Source organism: Candidatus Pedobacter colombiensis, from assembly GCA_029202485.1.
GTDB lineage: Bacteria > Bacteroidota > Bacteroidia > Sphingobacteriales > Sphingobacteriaceae > Pedobacter > Pedobacter colombiensis.
Genome location: CP119313.1, coordinates 2,336,966 through 2,353,512, shown reverse-complemented (window position 1 = coordinate 2,353,512; position 16,547 = coordinate 2,336,966). Strand labels below are relative to the sequence as shown.

Genomic DNA, 16,547 nt, shown 5'->3' with positions numbered 1-16,547 from the left:
TCTAGAATTGCCTCACTTTAGAGACTTAGAACTCTTCAAGCTTACCTTTAAGCTCCTGAACTTTATCTAATCTATTTTTACGTGTATAGATGTCAATTAGTAGTTGCACGGTAGCTTTATCATTTTGATTGACTTCGTGCGCCTGAAGCAATGCGATTTCCGCTCGATTGATATATGACTTGAATTTCTGAATGTTTTCCGCTTTTCCGGATTTAAGTGATTCATTTGCGGAATTTATATAAACCAATCCTAATTGATACAAGGCGTCAAAATAATTCTCATCAATTGCCAACGCCTTATTGTATGCTAATTCTGCAGTGCTATTGTTCGCTTTATTCTGTTGCAGGTAGCCATACAGAAAATAAAGTAGTTTATTATTCGACTCTACTTTGAGAGTTGATTCAATCACACGAATGGCTTCCGCAAATTTTTCATCATCCAGCAGCAGATTGATGTAATCATTGGTTAGAAAAACATTATAAGGATTTACTTTTATGCCATCTTCAAGCGCACGTATAGCTAACTCATGTTCAAATTTTGAAGTATAAATATTGGCCATGTTCTGGAAAACGATTGGATTTTTAATGCCATTTTCCTTTGCCCGTTTAAAATATGCCAAAGCATTATCGAAATACTGAATGTTTTGAGCAGACAAGGCTGTATTTACAGCTAAAGTTGTATCTTTTGGCAAAAAATCACTTACCTCTTTAAGCAACTCATAAGCTGTAGCATAATCACCATTTGCAAAGGCAGCACCACCTTTTTTTTGTTTTCTAATATTGATGTTGTATGCAGCGGCCGCAATTAACCGATAATTCGCCTGAAACTTATCGAGTCTTCTGGCAGAATCTATAGCTTGTGCAGCTAGTGTATAATATCGATCTGCATTTCCCTCATCATTATCAATTATGGAAACGTAAGCGCTTAAATATGCTTTTAATGCCCATGTTTCTGGCCATTTCTTTGTCTTTTTGTCATTTTGAGCAGCATCTGCAGCTTTAACCCCCTCTCCTAGTATACTTAACTGCTTTTTAGCATCCTGCTTAGCATTAATAGCAACTTGCAGTTTACCAACACTGTTACGTGCGATTTGAAGCTGACTTTTTTGGGCAAAAGCAACATTACAACTTATAGAAACGAGAAATACGCTATAAACAAAAGATATCTTACTCATACAAAACATGTTCTTGCTACAAACTTATAAAAAAAAAAGAGGGATAAAAATTACCCCTCTTTTTACTTTAATTATTGCTATTAAATTATTTCTTCAACGCTTCTAATCTTTTGTTGATCGCTTCATAGTTAACCTTGTCATCTTTAAACAGATAAATGATTTTCAGATTCTCCAGTGCATTCGCATTCTTAGGATCTAATTCTAAAGCTGCTTTATAATAAGGAATTGACAAATCAATGAACTTTGTCATCTTAACGCCCATTTCATTAAATTCTTTAGTTTTCTTAACGTCTAAAGCATTTCTTTGCGTTTGGATAGCTAAAGCTTGTTTATAATAGGTATCACCCATTAAATATTGATAAGTCGGGTTTTTAGGATCTTTAGCAATTAGCTTTTGAAGCATTTCCTGAGATTTTGCAATGTCACCTTTTTTAATGTAAAGATCTGTCTCCAGGCCGATAAAATAAGAATCGTCAGGGTATTTTGCTGCTGCTTCTTTTAGAAGGGCCAATCCACCAACACTATCTTTAAGTTTATCAAAAGTAACGTTAATGATCTCAGAATATAATATTTTAGAATCAGGATAGTGCAAGTCTATCGCTTTTTTAAAATTTCTAATCACTTCCGGATAGTTCTGTATTTCTTTAGCAGTTACACCTGCATTGACATACATACTTGTATCATTTGGATTTTTAGTAGTGATTTCGTTAAAGGCTTCCAGTGCTTCAGCAAAGTCTTTCTTTTTGTAAGCAAAGATCGCTCTGTTTCTAATTGCGTTCTCTACATTCACTTTTGCTTGCTCAATATTATCTTTTTCAGAACCTTTTTTATCCAGCTCTTTAGCTTTTGCAATCGACTCTTCAGCTATTTTCTGTTTGGCTTTAGCATTCTTTAAATCAACAGAGTCTATCAAAGCGATCCTTGAGGCAAATAATGCTCTATAAGACCATGCATCAGGTAAATCTTTAGACTTCTCATTCGCTACAGCCAGATCAGCATGAGCCAATCCGCCATTAAGCGCTTTTAAATGGTCCGCTAAGGTTTTGCCTGTAGTTAAGCCTAAAAGATTCCATGCTTTTTTAGCCTCACTAATTTCACTTTTTTGAGCGTTTGCAAATGAGGCAACACCTACAAACAGAATACTTAAAAGTACCTTTTTCATTTTATACTATTTATGTTCAACAATTATTCTTTTTTGTTATTCTTCTTCTTCAGCGGTGGTATCATCAGCATCTCCCCCCTCTTCTTCATCATTCTCAGGAGTATCATCAGTAACTTCATCTTCAGGTTCACCTTCACCTGCCGACTCACCATCTAACACAACATAACTTTCGGTTTCTTCCACTTCCTCGTCTTCATGCTCAATTCTGGCTACAGAAGCAATTTCGTCGTTACCTTTCAGGTTAATCAAACGCACACCTTGAGTTGCACGACCCATTACCCTTAATTCACTTACCACAATTCTGATTACAATACCTGATTTATTGATAATCATTAAATCATCAGCATCAGTAACATTCTTAATGGCAACCAGGTTTCCTGTTTTCTCAGTAACGTTAATAGTTTTAACACCTTTACCACCTCTATTGGTAACGCGATAATCTTCAATGTCCGTACGTTTACCGTAACCTTTTTCCGAAACGACCAATACGGTTGCTCCCGGATCATCCACGGCGATCATACCAACTACTTCATCTTTTTCATGAGCAAGGGTTACACCACGTACACCGGTAGCGGTTCTACCCATTGGTCTAACTTTCTCCTCATTGAAACGAATAGCTCTTCCTGAACGTAAAGCCATTACAATTTCGCTTGAACCTGTAGTTAAGCTTGCTTCTAATAACTGATCACCTTCGTTGATGTTAATTGCATTGATACCATTTACCCTAGGTCTCGAATAAGCCTCTAACGAGGTTTTCTTAATCGTTCCTTTTTTAGTACACATGATGATGTAATTGTTTTCCAGATACTCCTGATCTTTTAAATTCTTAACCTTAATAAAGGCCTTGATTTTTTCTTCTTTAGGAATATTAATGATGTTCTGGATTGCTCTTCCCTTACTTAGTCTCGATCCTTCAGGGATTTCGTAAACCCTTAACCAGAAACAACGACCAGTTTCAGTAAAGAATAACATATAGTTATGGTTAGAAGCAATTAATAAATGCTCTATAAAGTCTTCATTCCTTGAATCACTTCCTTTAGAGCCTTTACCACCTCTACCTTGAGTACGATATTCTGTAGCTGGAGTACGTTTAATATAGCCTTCATGAGAAATGGTAATCACTACCTCTTCATCCTCGATAAAGTCTTCCATGCTCATATCTTCTGCCGAGTGAACAATAGTTGTTCTACGTTCATCGCCATACTTATCTTTCATTTCGGTCAGTTCATCTTTGATGATCTGCATACGTTTACCCTCATCAGCTAAGATAGACTGCAAGTATTCGATAAGTTTCATCAATTCATTGTATTCATCTTTGATCTTATCACGCTCCAGACCTGTTAACCTACGAAGGGTCATATCAAGGATCGCTCTTGCTTGAATATCAGATAAGCCGAATTTTTCCATTAAACCTAGTCTGGCTTCTTCAGGCGTTTCAGAGCTACGGATCAGTTTAATTACCTCATCCAGGTGATCCAATGCAATCAGTAACCCTTCTAATATGTGTGCACGCTTATTAGCTTCAGCAAGTTCAAATTTAGTTCTACGAACCACGACCTCATGTCTGTGCTCCACAAAATAATGGATCAGATCTTTCAGGTTTAATAACTGTGGTCTGCCCTTTACAAGTGCAATGTTATTTACACTAAATGAGGTTTGTAATGCTGTTTGTTTAAACAAGTTGTTTAAAACAATCGAAGCGTTCGCATCACGTTTAATTTCATAAACGATACGGATACCATCTTTATTAGACTCATCCTTGATGTTTGATATACCTTCAATCTTTTTCTCACCAACCAATTCAGCGGTACGCTCAATCATCATCGCTTTATTTACCTGATAAGGTATTTCAGTTACGATAATAGTTTCGCGATCTTTAGTAGCTTCAATTTCAGCTTTAGCACGCATTACAATACGGCCTCTTCCGGTCTCAAATGCTTCCTGAACACCTGTATAACCATAAATGATGGCTCCTGTTGGGAAATCAGGCGCTTTAATATGTTTCATCAATTCGGCTACAGTGATTTCATTGTTATCTATATAGGCTATTGTCGCATTGATCGTCTCTGTGATGTTATGAGGTGGCATATTTGTTGCCATACCTACCGCAATACCTGATGAACCATTAATTAACAGGTTTGGAACTTTCGAAGGAAGCACAGTAGGCTCCTGCAATGAATCATCAAAGTTTAGTTGAAAATCAACGGTATCTTTATTGATGTCAGCAAGCATCTCTTCAGCTATCTTGTGGAAACGCGCCTCAGTATAACGCATTGCAGCTGGAGAGTCACCATCAATTGAACCATAGTTTCCTTGTCCTTCAACCATTAAATAACGTAAACTCCAATCCTGAGCCATCCTTACCATGGTATTGTATACAGACGAATCACCATGTGGGTGATACTTACCTAGTACCTCACCAACAATACGTGCAGATTTTTTATATGGTTTATTGTTTGCTAATCCCAGATCAAGCATCCCGTATAACACACGGCGGTGTACCGGTTTCAATCCATCTCTCACATCAGGCAAAGCCCTTGATACGATAACTGACATTGAATAATCAATGTAAGCGGATCTCATTTGCTCGTCAATATCGATTCTAATTATTTTGTCGTTTTCTTGATTTTCTAAATCTTCTGCCATAAATATTAATGTTCCTTAAGAACGATTTAAAGGTCGTATTCTTATAACCTTGCGAATCTAATAAAAAATGCGCCATAAAGGCGCATTGTGGAAAAATTTTAACGTATAAATCGAGGCTCTATTTGGCCGTTAAGCCCACACAATTCCCTTTTTAAGTTTACTTAGCGTATCTGCTTCTGGGCTGCCCGAAATCGGCTGGTGATTATAGATCCATTTTGCCATTGGAGGCAAGCTCATCAGAATAGATTCTATCCGTCCATTGGTTTCCAGGCCAAATTTAGTACCAGAATCATAAACCAAATTGAACTCAGCATATCTGCTCCTACGCAAATATTGCCATTCCTGTTGCTCAGGTGTATATTGCTGATCACGGTTTCTTTCGATTAATTCTGTATAAGCCGGAATAAACGTATTTCCCACGGCTTCAGAGAAAGTCAGTAACTGATCGAAAGACAAACCTGTATTTTCAGGCTTCAGTCTATCATAAAAAATACCGCCAACGCCCCTGGTTTCATCCCTATGTTTAATAAAGAAATAATCATCAGCATTGGTTTTAAATTTTGGATAAAATGTAGGGTCGAACTGATCGCAGGTTTGCTTTAAAAGATGATGAAAGTACCTTACATCAGTATCAATCACATAATGAGGAGTTAAATCTATACCGCCGCCAAACCAACGGGTCTGCTCATCCATTTCGAAATAACGAATATTCATGTGAATGATCGGTACGAACGGATTAGATGGATGCATTACAATAGAAACACCCGTAGCAAAAAACTCATCATTTTCTACTTTAAATGCCTTTTTAACTGTATCAGGTAGTTTTCCATGTACTGCAGAAAAATTGACACCACCCTTTTCAATTACATTTCCATGTTGCATGATTCGGGTTCTGCCACCACCACCACCTTCCCGGTTCCATATCTCCTCTTCAAATTTTGCCTTTCCATCAGCCAGTTCTAAACTGCTGCAAATCTCATCCTGAATTTTTTGATAGGCCGCTACTACTTGATCTTTAAACATCATTTCAATAAAGCTAAGCTCAAAGTTAACCTTAATAAAAGCTCATCTTCCCTAAAAAATACAGATAGTACATTGTTTTGACACTATACCAGGCGTTAATTACATCCGGCAAATTGCTTTTAAATAAAAAAAGAGGTGAAATCTTTTTTTGATTTACCTCTTTTTTCCCTCGTTTAACGTTTATTTCCTAATGCGCTGGTGGCATTGTTGTAGTGTCTGGCATAGTTTTCATCGTATCCGTCATATTTGTTGTATCAACTGCAGGAGTGATATTTGTGTCAACTTTAAGACTGTCAGAATCACCTGATACACTCTTTGTAGAATTGCATGCGGAAATTGCTAAGCCTAAAAAAATAGCAATAGCAAAGCTTAAAAATAGTTTTCTCATTTGGTTTTGTTTTAAATTCACCAACCTAACAAGTTAACCCCCTTAAAGGTTTTATTAATTTAAAAATCAGTGATGTATTTTTAACTTATCCAGGAGCTCAGGTGAAATGTTTTCAGAATAGGCCCCATAAGCATCTATAATTACCCCCTTTAAATTACCAACCTGAGAAGAAATAGCATAGATGACCGAACTATCGTCAGGGTCAGTCATACCTTCAAAGCGGTAAAACTCATCAATTTCAAATTCTTCCGGCATCAGCTGAATATCTATCGCTTTACACTCAATAAATTCGGCTGAAAGATTAAAATCATACTCATAACCTCGTTTTTCAAGGTCAGCAACTGCGGCGGTGAGGGTGTCATATATGTACATAATCCTAATTTACTAAAAAATTACGTCATCATCCTATATAAAATTTTATAGTTCAATAATCTTTCTGATATTTAAGCATCATGGTTGTATCAGAAAAAACCCTTAAGTGGGTCTTGTGTTTATACCCTCCTTTATTGTTCCAGCGTATCTGGGTTCGTAAATTTCATAAGGGCTTTCGTGGGGTTGATGTAAAGATTGCAAAAAGCGTACTGAACAAGAATTATAACGGTTCTATTTTTGGCGGTACCATTTATGCGGCCACAGATCCGTTTTACGCTTTGTTGTTTGATCAGCTCTTACAAAGGGCAGGATTTAAAGTGCGCGTCTGGCTTAAAAGCGCTTCCATCCAGTATTTAAAACCGGGCAGAGGCAGCTTATATTTTACGATTACAGTTACAGATGATATGTTGAATGAGGCTATAGAGACCTTAAATACCTATGGTAAATTTGTGAAGGCTTACCCGATGGAAGTTACAAATGCACAAGGAGAGCTTTGTGCCACAGTAATGAATGAGGTTTATGTAAGAAGTTTACATCAGGGTGAAGAGCCACGTATCGCTTATTAATGCTTTATAAGGAGTATACAAATGAATATCAGGAAACTAATTTTACAAGGTGAGGGTACGACGTTAGATTTTAAGAAAACAATCACCAGCAATGAAAAGATAGCTAAAAGCCTGGTGGCATTTGCCAATAATAAAGGCGGACAACTGTTGATAGGCGTTGCTGATGACGGTAGCATAAAGGGTGTGAAATCTGAAGACGAGGAGCGCTATATGATTACCAAGTCTGCGCACCAGTTCTGCAAACCGGCTATTGAACCTGAATTTGAGGAAGTGCATGTTGATGGGAAGCTAGTGCTTGTTGTAAACATTGCGCGAAGCGAGACCAAGCCACATTACGCACTTGATGAGCATAAAAAATGGTGGGTATATTACCGCGTAAAAGACAAGAGTTTACTAGCCAGTAAAATCATTGTGGATGTGATTAAAAAGAGTAATGACACTTCGGGGCAACTGATTACCTATACTGAACAAGAAAGGAAACTTTTTGAATACCTTGCGGAAAAAGGCCGGATCACTTTGAAAGAATTTAGCAAACTGACCCGAAGCTCATACAGACAGGCCCAAAAGATCCTGGTTAGTTTAATTCTAAGTGGCGTAATCAGACCTCATTCCTCTGAAAAAGAAGAATATTTCACTACAATTTAAGAGGTGCCATGTCATATTAAACTCATTTCATAATGGCCAATATTATTTTAAACGTTTTAAAGTAGGATTCCAAAATAAACTCTGCCTGAGGGTCGTTAATTCAGCATAAAAAGCCGACTTTTGCCAAAATGTTGAAGAGCTTATACACAAGGTACAAACCTTATTATTCTGATAATTTACGTCTTGCTATGCCAATTGTAGTGTCTCAGTTGGGGCATACATTGGTGCATTTGGCCGATAGTGTGATTGTTGGACATTTTGCAGGAACCATTCAGCTCGCCGCGGTATCTCTGGTAAACAGTTTGTTTATGCTCATTTTGGTTTTGGGACTGGGGATTTCGTACGGACTAACACCTCTGGTTGCACAGGAAAATGGTCGTAAAAATTACGACGAATGTGGTAAACTGCTATCCAATAGTTTGATCATAAACATCCTGACTTCTATATTGCTCTATATTTTTGTGCACTTCGGCACTTTGCTGGCCATTGATCATATAGGTCAATCACCGGAAGTAGTTGCTTATGCGAAGCCTTATCTGGGTTATCTGGCTATATCTATAGTTCCATTAATGATATTCCAGACATTTAAGCAGTTTGCCGAAGGACTTGGTTTTACAAAACAAGCCATGTTCGTTTCCATTTGGGGAAATCTCCTCAATGTTATTTTGGGTGTAATTTTTGTAAAAGGTATGTTTGGTATTGCACCGATGGGTGTTAAGGGTGTTGGATTAAGTACTTTAGTTGATCGTACCTTAATGGCTATCGTGATGTCGATTTATGTACTTCGGTCGAAGTATTTTAAAGAATATACGAGAAGTTTCCGTCTCGGGTTGATAGATAAAGTAAGGAGCCTGAAGATTGCAAAAATCGGTGCTCCTGTTGCTTTACAATACTCATTTGAAATCAGCGCTTTTAGTGGTGCTGCAATATTAATAGGAACCATTGGAGCTGTAGAACAAGCTGCACATCAAGTGGCAATTAATCTGGCCTCTACAACCTATATGATGGCCAGTGGCATTGCTTCTGCTGCTACCATAAAAACCGGAAACAACTTTGGTAAGAAAAACTTTTCAGACCTTAGAAACTCTGCCATTGCCAGTTATCATGTCATATTGGTATTCATGAGCGTTACAGCACTATTGTTTATTTTGGCCAATAACATCTTACCCTACATTTATACCGAAGATATGGCTGTAATAAATATAGCGGCACAGCTCCTGATTATTGCCGGTTTCTTTCAATTATTTGATGGTACGCAGGTTGTAGGTCTGGGTGTTTTAAGAGGTATTGGCGATGTGAATATCCCTACCCTGATTACCTTTATTGCCTATTGGGTTATTGGTATCCCTTTAGGATACCTGCTTGGCATCGTTTTTCATTTAGGTGTCAATGGAATATGGTATGGATTAACTTTTGGATTATTAACTGCCTCCACGCTTTTATTTATTAGATTCCAAAAAAGAACCAGAGTTTTGATTGGTTAAGAAATACCTGTTAACTTATCCCTGTCAAGCATCCGTATTATCTGGATGACTACCTGTTTAACATTTCTAAATAATGTAATCCTTCAGGCGTAAGGGATGCTGAATGTTGTACACGATCTCTTTTTATAGTGATATATCCCATTCGCTCCAGCTCTTCATAGGTTTCCTCCATCCCACCAAGTATTGAAGAGCTAACTTGTTGATCTATAATTTCCAATAGCGATTTAATATCTTCTTTTTCCATGACTTTAAATATTTGGTTATTTAAAGATAGTAAAAACTAAACTTTTATTCTCTCTATTGTCTGTGTTTTATTGGCAGTATTGATTCCTTTTAATTCTACGTATTTTACGTTTGGCAACCAGAACGATCCACCTTCTATTCTCACAAATATGCGGTCAAGTTGAATCTTCTTATTGTTTACTGTAACGTATACATGGTATTTTTTATCCTCAGCTGATTTCACCAAATACATTGGTAGCTTTTTATGCGAAACAAATCTTAGTTCATATCCGCCATCGCCAATAGCTTTAGTCTGGATACCGTAAGCAAATTTTCGTTGGATATAACTCAAATCTTCTTTCTCACCTTTTTCACCATATCTTAGCCAATATACTTTTATAGGTTCTTTTTCATTGATATCTCCATCCCCATCCACATTCAATTCACAAATAATTGTATTTGTATTGGGGTCTCTCTGTAGGTAAAAAAGCTGATTTGTTATCCCTTGTGGAGTAGGAAATTTTAATGGTGAAGGATTTCCGCTTTCAACACTTTGCGCATAAACACTCACATTTAAAAATAAAGCAATAAAAAAGCCAATGAATGATAGACTAGTGTTTGATTTTACAGATTTCATGTTCAAATTTTAATTAAGATCAAATTTAGCTCAAAAACCACCATACCTTAATGATACAGTGGTTATTTTACATTGTTCTTACCTTTATTTAATTCGCTGAATAACTGTTTATAATGTTTTTCAGTTGATATGCGTGTCTTTGTGTATGATAGATCACAAAATAGATGGCTTCCAATCGTGTAAGTTGCCCAAGTCCAGGTAATTCAAAGGTAAGGCATGTTTGGGTAAGGTCCAGATCGGCAATCGCTTTACTTACTTTACTTTTTATAGATTCCAAAGTGTTCAATAATTGTGCTTTATTGTATACTTTCATGTTGGGATTTATAAAATCAGGGGACTGCATCTTTGTGGTAAAGTCTAGAAGAATATCCTCCATCTTTTTTACCGATTGATCCGGTGCTCTATCTGTATCCTTAACAGGGCCATTTAATATGTCAGCAAAACCAGAGTTGGCCATACTAACATGTTGTGCTACCTGCCCAGGAGTCCAGCTTCCTTCAAAAGGAACTTTATTTAACTGCTGTTCATCAAAAGTTGAAATTAGCTGCTGAAATTCTGCTATTGTCCTTTCTAAATCTTTAATAATTTCATTTTTGTTCATGGCTTGATCCTTTAATGGTTTGAAAACTGTAACAATCCTATATAATTTTAGAATAAATTCACCTTGCTTCAATCATAAAAATAAGGCTAATTACGTCAAAAAAGAGGTTACTAACGACAATTGTTAATTTAATGTCATGAATTTAAAAATTCAATAGTGTATCATGTACACTATATGAGAATAACTACGTATATTTGTCCTATTAAATAATGAAACAACAGTTTCTATTTAGGTGTTTTAAATATTCCTGATAGAACTTAAAAGAGAAAACCCGTTCATACAGGTTTATATTTGGTTAGAATAGAGGAGAGCTTGGATGAGTCGCCTCTTTCTTTTTTTATAGACCTTTTGTAATGTATTAATATTTAGAATGCAGCGAATAACATTATCATTGTGAAAATGTATAAGCTATAAAAAAGGGCACATGTTAGAACAACACGCACCCAATTAACGCTTTCACCAATATATACGAAATAATGTTACATATGGTTTTTAATAAGTCAAAAAAAATGTAAAAAATAATCGCGAAGTGGATGATCCCTTGCTATTTCTCTTCTTGCCCGGCTTTAATCATTGCACCCAAAAAAGTTTCAGGAGCCTGTGCACCAGATACAGCCAGCTTTTGATCAAAAATAAAGAAAGGAACACCGGTAATTCCTAAATCCTGAGCTGTCTTCTCGTCATACCTTACTTCATCCGTAAAATCATTACTTTTAAGCATCACTTCCACTTCCAGCGCATTTAATCCACTATCCTTACCAATTTGAAGTAAAACCTCATGATCAGCAATATTTTTACCATCAGTAAAATGAGCTTTAAATAAATTTTCTTCCACCAAGTCTCCCGCCCCATTCTGTTTGGCCAGTTGAATAAGACGGTGTGCATCAAAAGAGTTAGCAATCACCGATTTGTCGAAGTTAAAAGTTAAACCAACTTCGGCTGCGCTTTGTGTAACCTGCTTATGAGTTTCTACAGCCCATTCCCTGCTCCTGCCATAGCGTTCAGCTAAATAATCATAAGCGCTTTTATCCAATAAAGTAGCAGCATGAGGGTCTAGCTCAAAGCTATGCCATTCTATCTCTACATCATCTTTGTGTTCAAACTGAGCCAATGCCATTTCAAACTTTCTCTTGCCTATGTAACAAAATGGACACCTTACATCCGACCAAATATCTACCTTCATTAATTATGTTCTATTTTGTAAATTGTAGTTTGTTTATAGCTTTCTCCAGGCCTTAAAATTGTACTTGGAAAAGCAGGAATATTAATTGCATTTGGATGATGTTGGGTCTCCACACAAAATGCCTCATAAGGATGGTAATCCTTCCCTTCCTTGCCGGCTTTCACATCCAGATATTTTGCAGTGTAAAAATGAGCTACAGGCTCGGTTGTATAAACTGACAGTTTTAGTCCACCGTTTTCTTCATAGGTTTCCGAAGCCAATGTCAATTCACCATAAGGCTTATCCAATACGTAAGTCTGGTCATACCCTTCTGTTGGATCCCAATCCTGTCCTATTGCTTTATCACCCAGAAAATCGTGCATTGTGCCTTCTACGGGAATGAGTTTTCCCGTAACCACATAATTATCATCCTGTTCCAGATAATTGCTCGCAGGCATTCTATGCACGTGCGCCGCTATAGAACCGCCCTGGGGTGCTAAATTAAAATAACTATGATGAGTAAGGTTTATCGCTGTAACCGCATCTGTAAATGCTTTAAAGTCTAAAATCAATTCATTCTCATCAGTAAGCTTAAAGGTAAGCTGTACAGTTAAATTCCCAGGGAAATTCTCCTCACCTGCAGAGCTAACATACTGAAGGGTAACAGTTGGATCAATGGTTGGCAATACTTCCCACATCTTGCGGTCGAAGCCTATATCACCCCCATGCAAGCAGTCGCCTCCTTTAGCCTGCGAAAGCTGATAAGTTACACCATCTATACTAAACCTTCCATCCTTAATACGATTTGCATAACGGCCAATTACAGCGCCTAAATAAGGATAATTATTTAAATATTCTTCGCTGGTATACTGATCTATATCATCAAAGCCCAAAACAATATCCTGCTTGTCTCCATTCTTATTGGCAAATACAAATTTATTTATAATCGCACCATAATTATATATTTTGACATAGGTGCCGTGGATGTTTGTCAGTTCTATGGCTAAAACCTCCTTTTCATCTATAAATTTTCCAGTCTCAATCAGTTTTTTTTCCATCAGAATAAATTCATGTTTTTAATGGTTGATGAGCACCCTAAGTTTTAGTCGCTTTTTTTTCTCGACTGCAAGCTCATGATGGTTCATAAATTGTATATTAGGAGCGTCTGTTATTAACAGAACAATACTATCAATACTTTAACTTAAAACAAAACCAAACTTAAAATATTACAATGAAAGCGGAATTAATTAATAAGTTCTTAGAAAAATATGGACACGAGCCAACTGCAAACTATTTTACCCCTGGTCGTGTAAATCTAATTGGAGAACATATTGATTATAATGGCGGACTCGTGATGCCTTGTGCGGTTACACTTGGAACCTGGTTAAGTCTGGCGCCAAACAACGATAATGTCATCAGATTTAAAAGTCTAAACTTCCCCGAAGAACAAGAATTTGAACTACAGTCCGGTTACACCAAAACCGGCCCCGAATGGTACAATTATCCTCTGGGTGTTTTTAATGAAATCTTAAAAAAATATGAGCTCACTACGGGGTTAGACTTGCTATTTTTTGGCAATATCCCTATTGGATCAGGACTATCTTCTTCTGCCTCTATTGAAGTGGCAATGGCTTACGCATTAAATTCTTATTTCAATTTAGGATACCAAAAGATAGAAATTCCTTTGCTTGCGCAAAAAGTTGAAAACGAATTTATTGGTGTAAACTGTGGTATTATGGATCAGTTTGCTGTTGCCTTTGGAGAAACCGATAAAGCGATTGTATTAAACTGCGATACACTTGATTATAAAATTGTTGACTGCAACCTTGGCGACTATAACCTGGCGATTGTAAATACCAACAAACCACGCAAGCTGGCTGAATCTAAATATAACGAACGAGTTGCCGAATGTCAAACAGCCTTAAAACAGTTAAATCAGGAGATTACGTTAGGTAACCTTTGCGAATTAGATGCTGAGAAATTTGCTTCATACAGTCACCTGATCACAGATCCAATTGTTTTAAAACGTGCAACCCATGTGGTTAAAGAAAATGATCGTGTTAATCTGGCGGCGAAAGCACTTAATGATGGCAACCTGGCAGAATTTGGTCGTTTAATGTATGCCTCCCATCAATCTTTAAAGGATTTATACGAGGTTACAGGTGCCGAACTGGATGCTGTAGTTGAATTCTGTTCAGACTATGAGCATGTAATTGGGGCGCGTATGACGGGTGCCGGATTTGGTGGTTGTGCCATCGCGCTACTTAAAAAAGGTCAGCAAGATGATTTTACTAAAAAACTAACTGATTTTTATGTAGATCGTATCGGTTACCCTGCAACTATTTATATCAGCGAAATTGGTAATGGTGCTTCGGTAATTTAATTTTATTTTTGCGCCATGCAGAAATTAAAATTAGATGATCTGAACCGTGTGAGTATTGAAGCATTTAAAGAGCAGGAAAAACTCCCGGTAGTTGTAGTGCTCGATAATGTACGCAGTATGCACAATATAGGTTCTGTTTTTAGAACGGGTGATGGCTTTGCCGTTGCAGGTATTTATTTATGTGGAATTACTGCACAGCCACCACACAGGGAAATAGAAAAAACGGCATTAGGTGCTACCCAATCAGTAGACTGGAAGCATTTTGACACCACACTTGACGCAGTCGCATCTTTAAGAGCAGACGGTTATATCATTATTGCTATAGAGCAGGCTGCCGGAAGCACCATGTTAAATACATTTAAACCTGCTCCTGATGCTAAATATGCTTTAATTTTTGGCAATGAAGTAAATGGGGTAAGCGACGAAGTAATGGTACAAATAGATGAATGTATTGAAATTCCTCAGTTTGGCACCAAACACTCTTTCAATATTGTAATCTCCGCAGGAATAGTACTGTGGGATTTCTTCGCTAAACTAAGGTTGTAACGCAATATTCAATAAAAAGCGCATTGGCTTTTGACCAATGCGCTAATCTAAATAACACAATCCTATTTTTATGCGTAAGGAATGCCGTCTTTTGATGGTAAACTACTGTGCCCCATTAAATATTGATCTACTTTACGAGCAGCCTCTCTACCTTCAGATATTGCCCAAACCACTAATGATTGTCCGCGACGCATGTCGCCGGCAGCAAATATCTTAGCGATATTGGTTTGATATTTACCTTCTTCAGCTTTCACATTTCCTCTGTTGTCAATTTCTACCCCTAATTTTTCAATTAAGCCTTCTTTTTGTGGATGTAAAAAACCCATAGCCAATAATACCAGCTGGCAAGGCAAACCGCGCTCTGTACCCGGTTTTTCTTTGAAATTCAAAGGACGACCACTAGCATCAATATCCCATTCTACATCAACAACTTTTACAGCTTTAAGATTTCCGTTCTCATCCTTAATAAACTCCTTAGTGTTTACTCCCCAACCCCTTTCGCAACCTTCTTCATGTGAAGAAGTTACTTTAAGCAACATCGGATAAGTCGGCCAAGGCATATTAGCTGTACGGCTTTGTGATGGCATCGGCATAATCTCAAACTGAGTTACCGATTTAGCGCCCTGACGGTTAGATGTACCAATACAATCAGATCCGGTATCACCACCACCAATTACAATTACATCTTTGCCCGTTGCCAGTATATCTTCGTCTTCAACTTTAAAGTTTTTAACTCTTTTGTTTTGTTGCTTTAAAAAGTCCATCGCAAAATGTACTCCTTTAGCATCTCTTCCTTTTACAGGAAGATCACGCGGAATGGTAGAACCACCTGCAAGAATGATCGATTGAAAATCTCTAAGCAAGGTATTCAGCTCCACATTTACACCAACATTGGAATTACATTTAAACACAATGCCTTCTTTTTCTAGCAATGCAATACGACGTTTTACTACATCTTTTTGCAATTTAAAATCAGGAATACCATAGTTTAATAAACCTCCAGGTGTATCATCACGCTCATAAACAACCACCTCATGTCCGGCTTTGTTCAATTGCGCAGCTGCCGCAAGTCCCGCAGGACCAGAGCCAATTACAGCTACTTTTTTACCTGTACGAATCAAAGGTGGTTCAGCTTTAATGTATCCTTTGGCAAACGCAGTTTCAATAATGTGTTTTTCTATTTCTTCGATAGACACAGGTGATTTGTTGATACCTAACACACATGCTGATTCACATGGCGCTGGACAAATCCTGCCTGTAAATTCAGGAAAGTTATTGGTGCTCAACAGAATAGTTGAGGCCAAATGCCAGTCTCCTTTATATACAGCTTCGTTAAACTCTGGTATTACATTGCCAAGCGGGCATCCCGACTGGCAAAATGGTACTCCACAATCCATACATCTCGCTGCCTGTGTATTTACCTGTTCAGCTTCAAAAGCTTCTACAAACTCATTATAATGTTTTAAACGAGTTTTAGCATCTTCTTTTACAGGAGCAGTTCTATCATACTCTAAAAATCCGGTTACTTTTCCCATT

Annotated in this window: 17 protein-coding genes; 5 read left to right on the top strand and 12 right to left on the bottom strand. The window is 37.3% G+C overall.

The features are described from left to right. Positions 1 to 25: 25 nt before the first annotated feature. From P0Y49_10000 to P0Y49_09975, 6 genes are all read right to left on the bottom strand, one after another. Complete coding sequence (locus tag P0Y49_10000) at positions 26 to 1,174, bottom strand: hypothetical protein (protein WEK21469.1); 1,149 nt, start codon at positions 1,172 to 1,174, stop codon at positions 26 to 28. Positions 1,175 to 1,259: 85 nt separating this feature from the next. Continuing rightward, positions 1,260 to 2,336 (bottom strand): tetratricopeptide repeat protein, encoded by a 1,077-nt coding sequence (locus P0Y49_09995; GenBank protein WEK21468.1) that lies wholly within the window; start codon positions 2,334 to 2,336, stop codon positions 1,260 to 1,262. Positions 2,337 to 2,372: 36 nt separating this feature from the next. After that, entirely contained in the window at positions 2,373 to 4,982 is a 2,610-nt protein-coding gene (gyrA, locus tag P0Y49_09990; protein WEK21467.1) for a DNA gyrase subunit A, read from the bottom strand. 129 nt (positions 4,983 to 5,111) lie between these two features. Next, entirely contained in the window at positions 5,112 to 6,008 is an 897-nt protein-coding gene (hemF, locus tag P0Y49_09985; GenBank protein WEK21466.1) for an oxygen-dependent coproporphyrinogen oxidase, read from the bottom strand. 184 nt (positions 6,009 to 6,192) lie between these two features. After that, positions 6,193 to 6,393 carry a coproporphyrinogen III oxidase gene (locus P0Y49_09980; GenBank protein ID WEK21465.1) on the bottom strand — a complete coding sequence of 67 codons (201 nt, stop codon included), beginning with the start codon at positions 6,391 to 6,393 and terminating at the stop codon, positions 6,193 to 6,195. A gap of 66 nt (positions 6,394 to 6,459) precedes the next feature. Next, positions 6,460 to 6,765 carry a phosphoribosylpyrophosphate synthetase gene (locus tag P0Y49_09975; GenBank protein ID WEK21464.1) on the bottom strand — a complete coding sequence of 102 codons (306 nt, stop codon included), beginning with the start codon at positions 6,763 to 6,765 and terminating at the stop codon, positions 6,460 to 6,462. 80 nt (positions 6,766 to 6,845) lie between these two features. On the opposite strand from P0Y49_09975, the gene P0Y49_09970 reads away from it, so the two are divergent. The 3 genes from P0Y49_09970 (at position 6,846) to P0Y49_09960 (ending at position 9,460) form a co-directional block, all read left to right on the top strand. Beyond that, entirely contained in the window at positions 6,846 to 7,331 is a 486-nt protein-coding gene (locus P0Y49_09970; GenBank protein ID WEK21463.1) for a YiiD C-terminal domain-containing protein, read from the top strand. A 21-nt stretch (positions 7,332 to 7,352) separates the two neighbouring features. After that, entirely contained in the window at positions 7,353 to 7,976 is a 624-nt protein-coding gene (locus tag P0Y49_09965) for an ATP-binding protein (GenBank protein WEK21462.1), read from the top strand. 128 nt (positions 7,977 to 8,104) lie between these two features. Continuing rightward, the gene (locus tag P0Y49_09960) at positions 8,105 to 9,460 is read left to right on the top strand and encodes an MATE family efflux transporter (protein WEK21461.1); all 1,356 of its coding nucleotides are present in this window, start codon (positions 8,105 to 8,107) and stop codon (positions 9,458 to 9,460) included. A 49-nt stretch (positions 9,461 to 9,509) separates the two neighbouring features. Here the strand turns inward: P0Y49_09960 and P0Y49_09955 are convergent, their stop codons facing one another. The 5 genes from P0Y49_09955 to P0Y49_09935 form a co-directional block, all read right to left on the bottom strand. Next, positions 9,510 to 9,704: a hypothetical protein gene (locus tag P0Y49_09955; protein ID WEK21460.1), complete on the bottom strand. Its 195-nt coding sequence runs from the start codon at positions 9,702 to 9,704 to the stop codon at positions 9,510 to 9,512. Positions 9,705 to 9,740: 36 nt separating this feature from the next. Then, entirely contained in the window at positions 9,741 to 10,319 is a 579-nt protein-coding gene (locus P0Y49_09950) for a DUF4833 domain-containing protein (protein WEK21459.1), read from the bottom strand. An 88-nt stretch (positions 10,320 to 10,407) separates the two neighbouring features. After that, complete coding sequence (locus tag P0Y49_09945) at positions 10,408 to 10,920, bottom strand: DinB family protein (GenBank protein WEK21458.1); 513 nt, start codon at positions 10,918 to 10,920, stop codon at positions 10,408 to 10,410. A gap of 544 nt (positions 10,921 to 11,464) precedes the next feature. Continuing rightward, complete coding sequence (locus P0Y49_09940; GenBank protein WEK21457.1) at positions 11,465 to 12,103, bottom strand: DsbA family oxidoreductase; 639 nt, start codon at positions 12,101 to 12,103, stop codon at positions 11,465 to 11,467. Further along, positions 12,103 to 13,140 (bottom strand): galactose mutarotase, encoded by a 1,038-nt coding sequence (locus P0Y49_09935; GenBank protein WEK21456.1) that lies wholly within the window; start codon positions 13,138 to 13,140, stop codon positions 12,103 to 12,105. Before P0Y49_09935 ends, P0Y49_09940 begins: the two co-directional genes overlap by 1 nt. 173 nt (positions 13,141 to 13,313) lie before the next feature. Here P0Y49_09935 and P0Y49_09930 point away from each other — a divergent pair, with 173 nt between their 5' ends. Then, positions 13,314 to 14,465, top strand: a complete 1,152-nt coding sequence (locus P0Y49_09930) for a galactokinase (GenBank protein ID WEK21455.1) — start codon at positions 13,314 to 13,316, stop codon at positions 14,463 to 14,465. 15 nt (positions 14,466 to 14,480) lie between these two features. Beyond that, positions 14,481 to 15,011: an RNA methyltransferase gene (locus tag P0Y49_09925; protein ID WEK21454.1), complete on the top strand. Its 531-nt coding sequence runs from the start codon at positions 14,481 to 14,483 to the stop codon at positions 15,009 to 15,011. Positions 15,012 to 15,079: 68 nt separating this feature from the next. Here the strand turns inward: P0Y49_09925 and P0Y49_09920 are convergent, their stop codons facing one another. Then, on the bottom strand, positions 15,080 to 16,546 hold the full coding sequence (locus tag P0Y49_09920) for a glutamate synthase subunit beta (protein ID WEK21453.1): 1,467 nt from the start codon (positions 16,544 to 16,546) through the stop codon (positions 15,080 to 15,082). Position 16,547 lies beyond the last annotated feature (1 nt).

Excerpts from the sequence above, each read along its gene's own strand:
- P0Y49_10000 (WEK21469.1), bottom strand. The coding sequence starts at position 1,174 with ATGAGTAAGATATCTTTTGTTTATAGCGTATTTCTCGTTTCTATAAGT.
- hemF (WEK21466.1), bottom strand. The coding sequence starts at position 6,008 with ATGATGTTTAAAGATCAAGTAGTAGCGGCCTATCAAAAAATTCAGGAT.
- gyrA (WEK21467.1), bottom strand. The coding sequence starts at position 4,982 with ATGGCAGAAGATTTAGAAAATCAAGAAAACGACAAAATAATTAGAATC.
- P0Y49_09955 (WEK21460.1), bottom strand. The coding sequence starts at position 9,704 with ATGGAAAAAGAAGATATTAAATCGCTATTGGAAATTATAGATCAACAA.
- P0Y49_09925 (WEK21454.1), top strand. The coding sequence starts at position 14,481 with ATGCAGAAATTAAAATTAGATGATCTGAACCGTGTGAGTATTGAAGCA.
- P0Y49_09940 (WEK21457.1), bottom strand. The coding sequence starts at position 12,103 with ATGAAGGTAGATATTTGGTCGGATGTAAGGTGTCCATTTTGTTACATA.
- P0Y49_09960 (WEK21461.1), top strand. The coding sequence starts at position 8,105 with ATGTTGAAGAGCTTATACACAAGGTACAAACCTTATTATTCTGATAAT.
- P0Y49_09930 (WEK21455.1), top strand. The coding sequence starts at position 13,314 with ATGAAAGCGGAATTAATTAATAAGTTCTTAGAAAAATATGGACACGAG.
- P0Y49_09965 (WEK21462.1), top strand. The coding sequence starts at position 7,353 with ATGAATATCAGGAAACTAATTTTACAAGGTGAGGGTACGACGTTAGAT.
- P0Y49_09980 (WEK21465.1), bottom strand. The coding sequence starts at position 6,393 with ATGAGAAAACTATTTTTAAGCTTTGCTATTGCTATTTTTTTAGGCTTA.
- P0Y49_09935 (WEK21456.1), bottom strand. The coding sequence starts at position 13,140 with ATGGAAAAAAAACTGATTGAGACTGGAAAATTTATAGATGAAAAGGAG.
- P0Y49_09920 (WEK21453.1), bottom strand. The coding sequence starts at position 16,546 with ATGGGAAAAGTAACCGGATTTTTAGAGTATGATAGAACTGCTCCTGTA.
- P0Y49_09975 (WEK21464.1), bottom strand. The coding sequence starts at position 6,765 with ATGTACATATATGACACCCTCACCGCCGCAGTTGCTGACCTTGAAAAA.
- P0Y49_09970 (WEK21463.1), top strand. The coding sequence starts at position 6,846 with ATGGTTGTATCAGAAAAAACCCTTAAGTGGGTCTTGTGTTTATACCCT.
- P0Y49_09945 (WEK21458.1), bottom strand. The coding sequence starts at position 10,920 with ATGAACAAAAATGAAATTATTAAAGATTTAGAAAGGACAATAGCAGAA.
- P0Y49_09995 (WEK21468.1), bottom strand. The coding sequence starts at position 2,336 with ATGAAAAAGGTACTTTTAAGTATTCTGTTTGTAGGTGTTGCCTCATTT.
- P0Y49_09950 (WEK21459.1), bottom strand. The coding sequence starts at position 10,319 with ATGAAATCTGTAAAATCAAACACTAGTCTATCATTCATTGGCTTTTTT.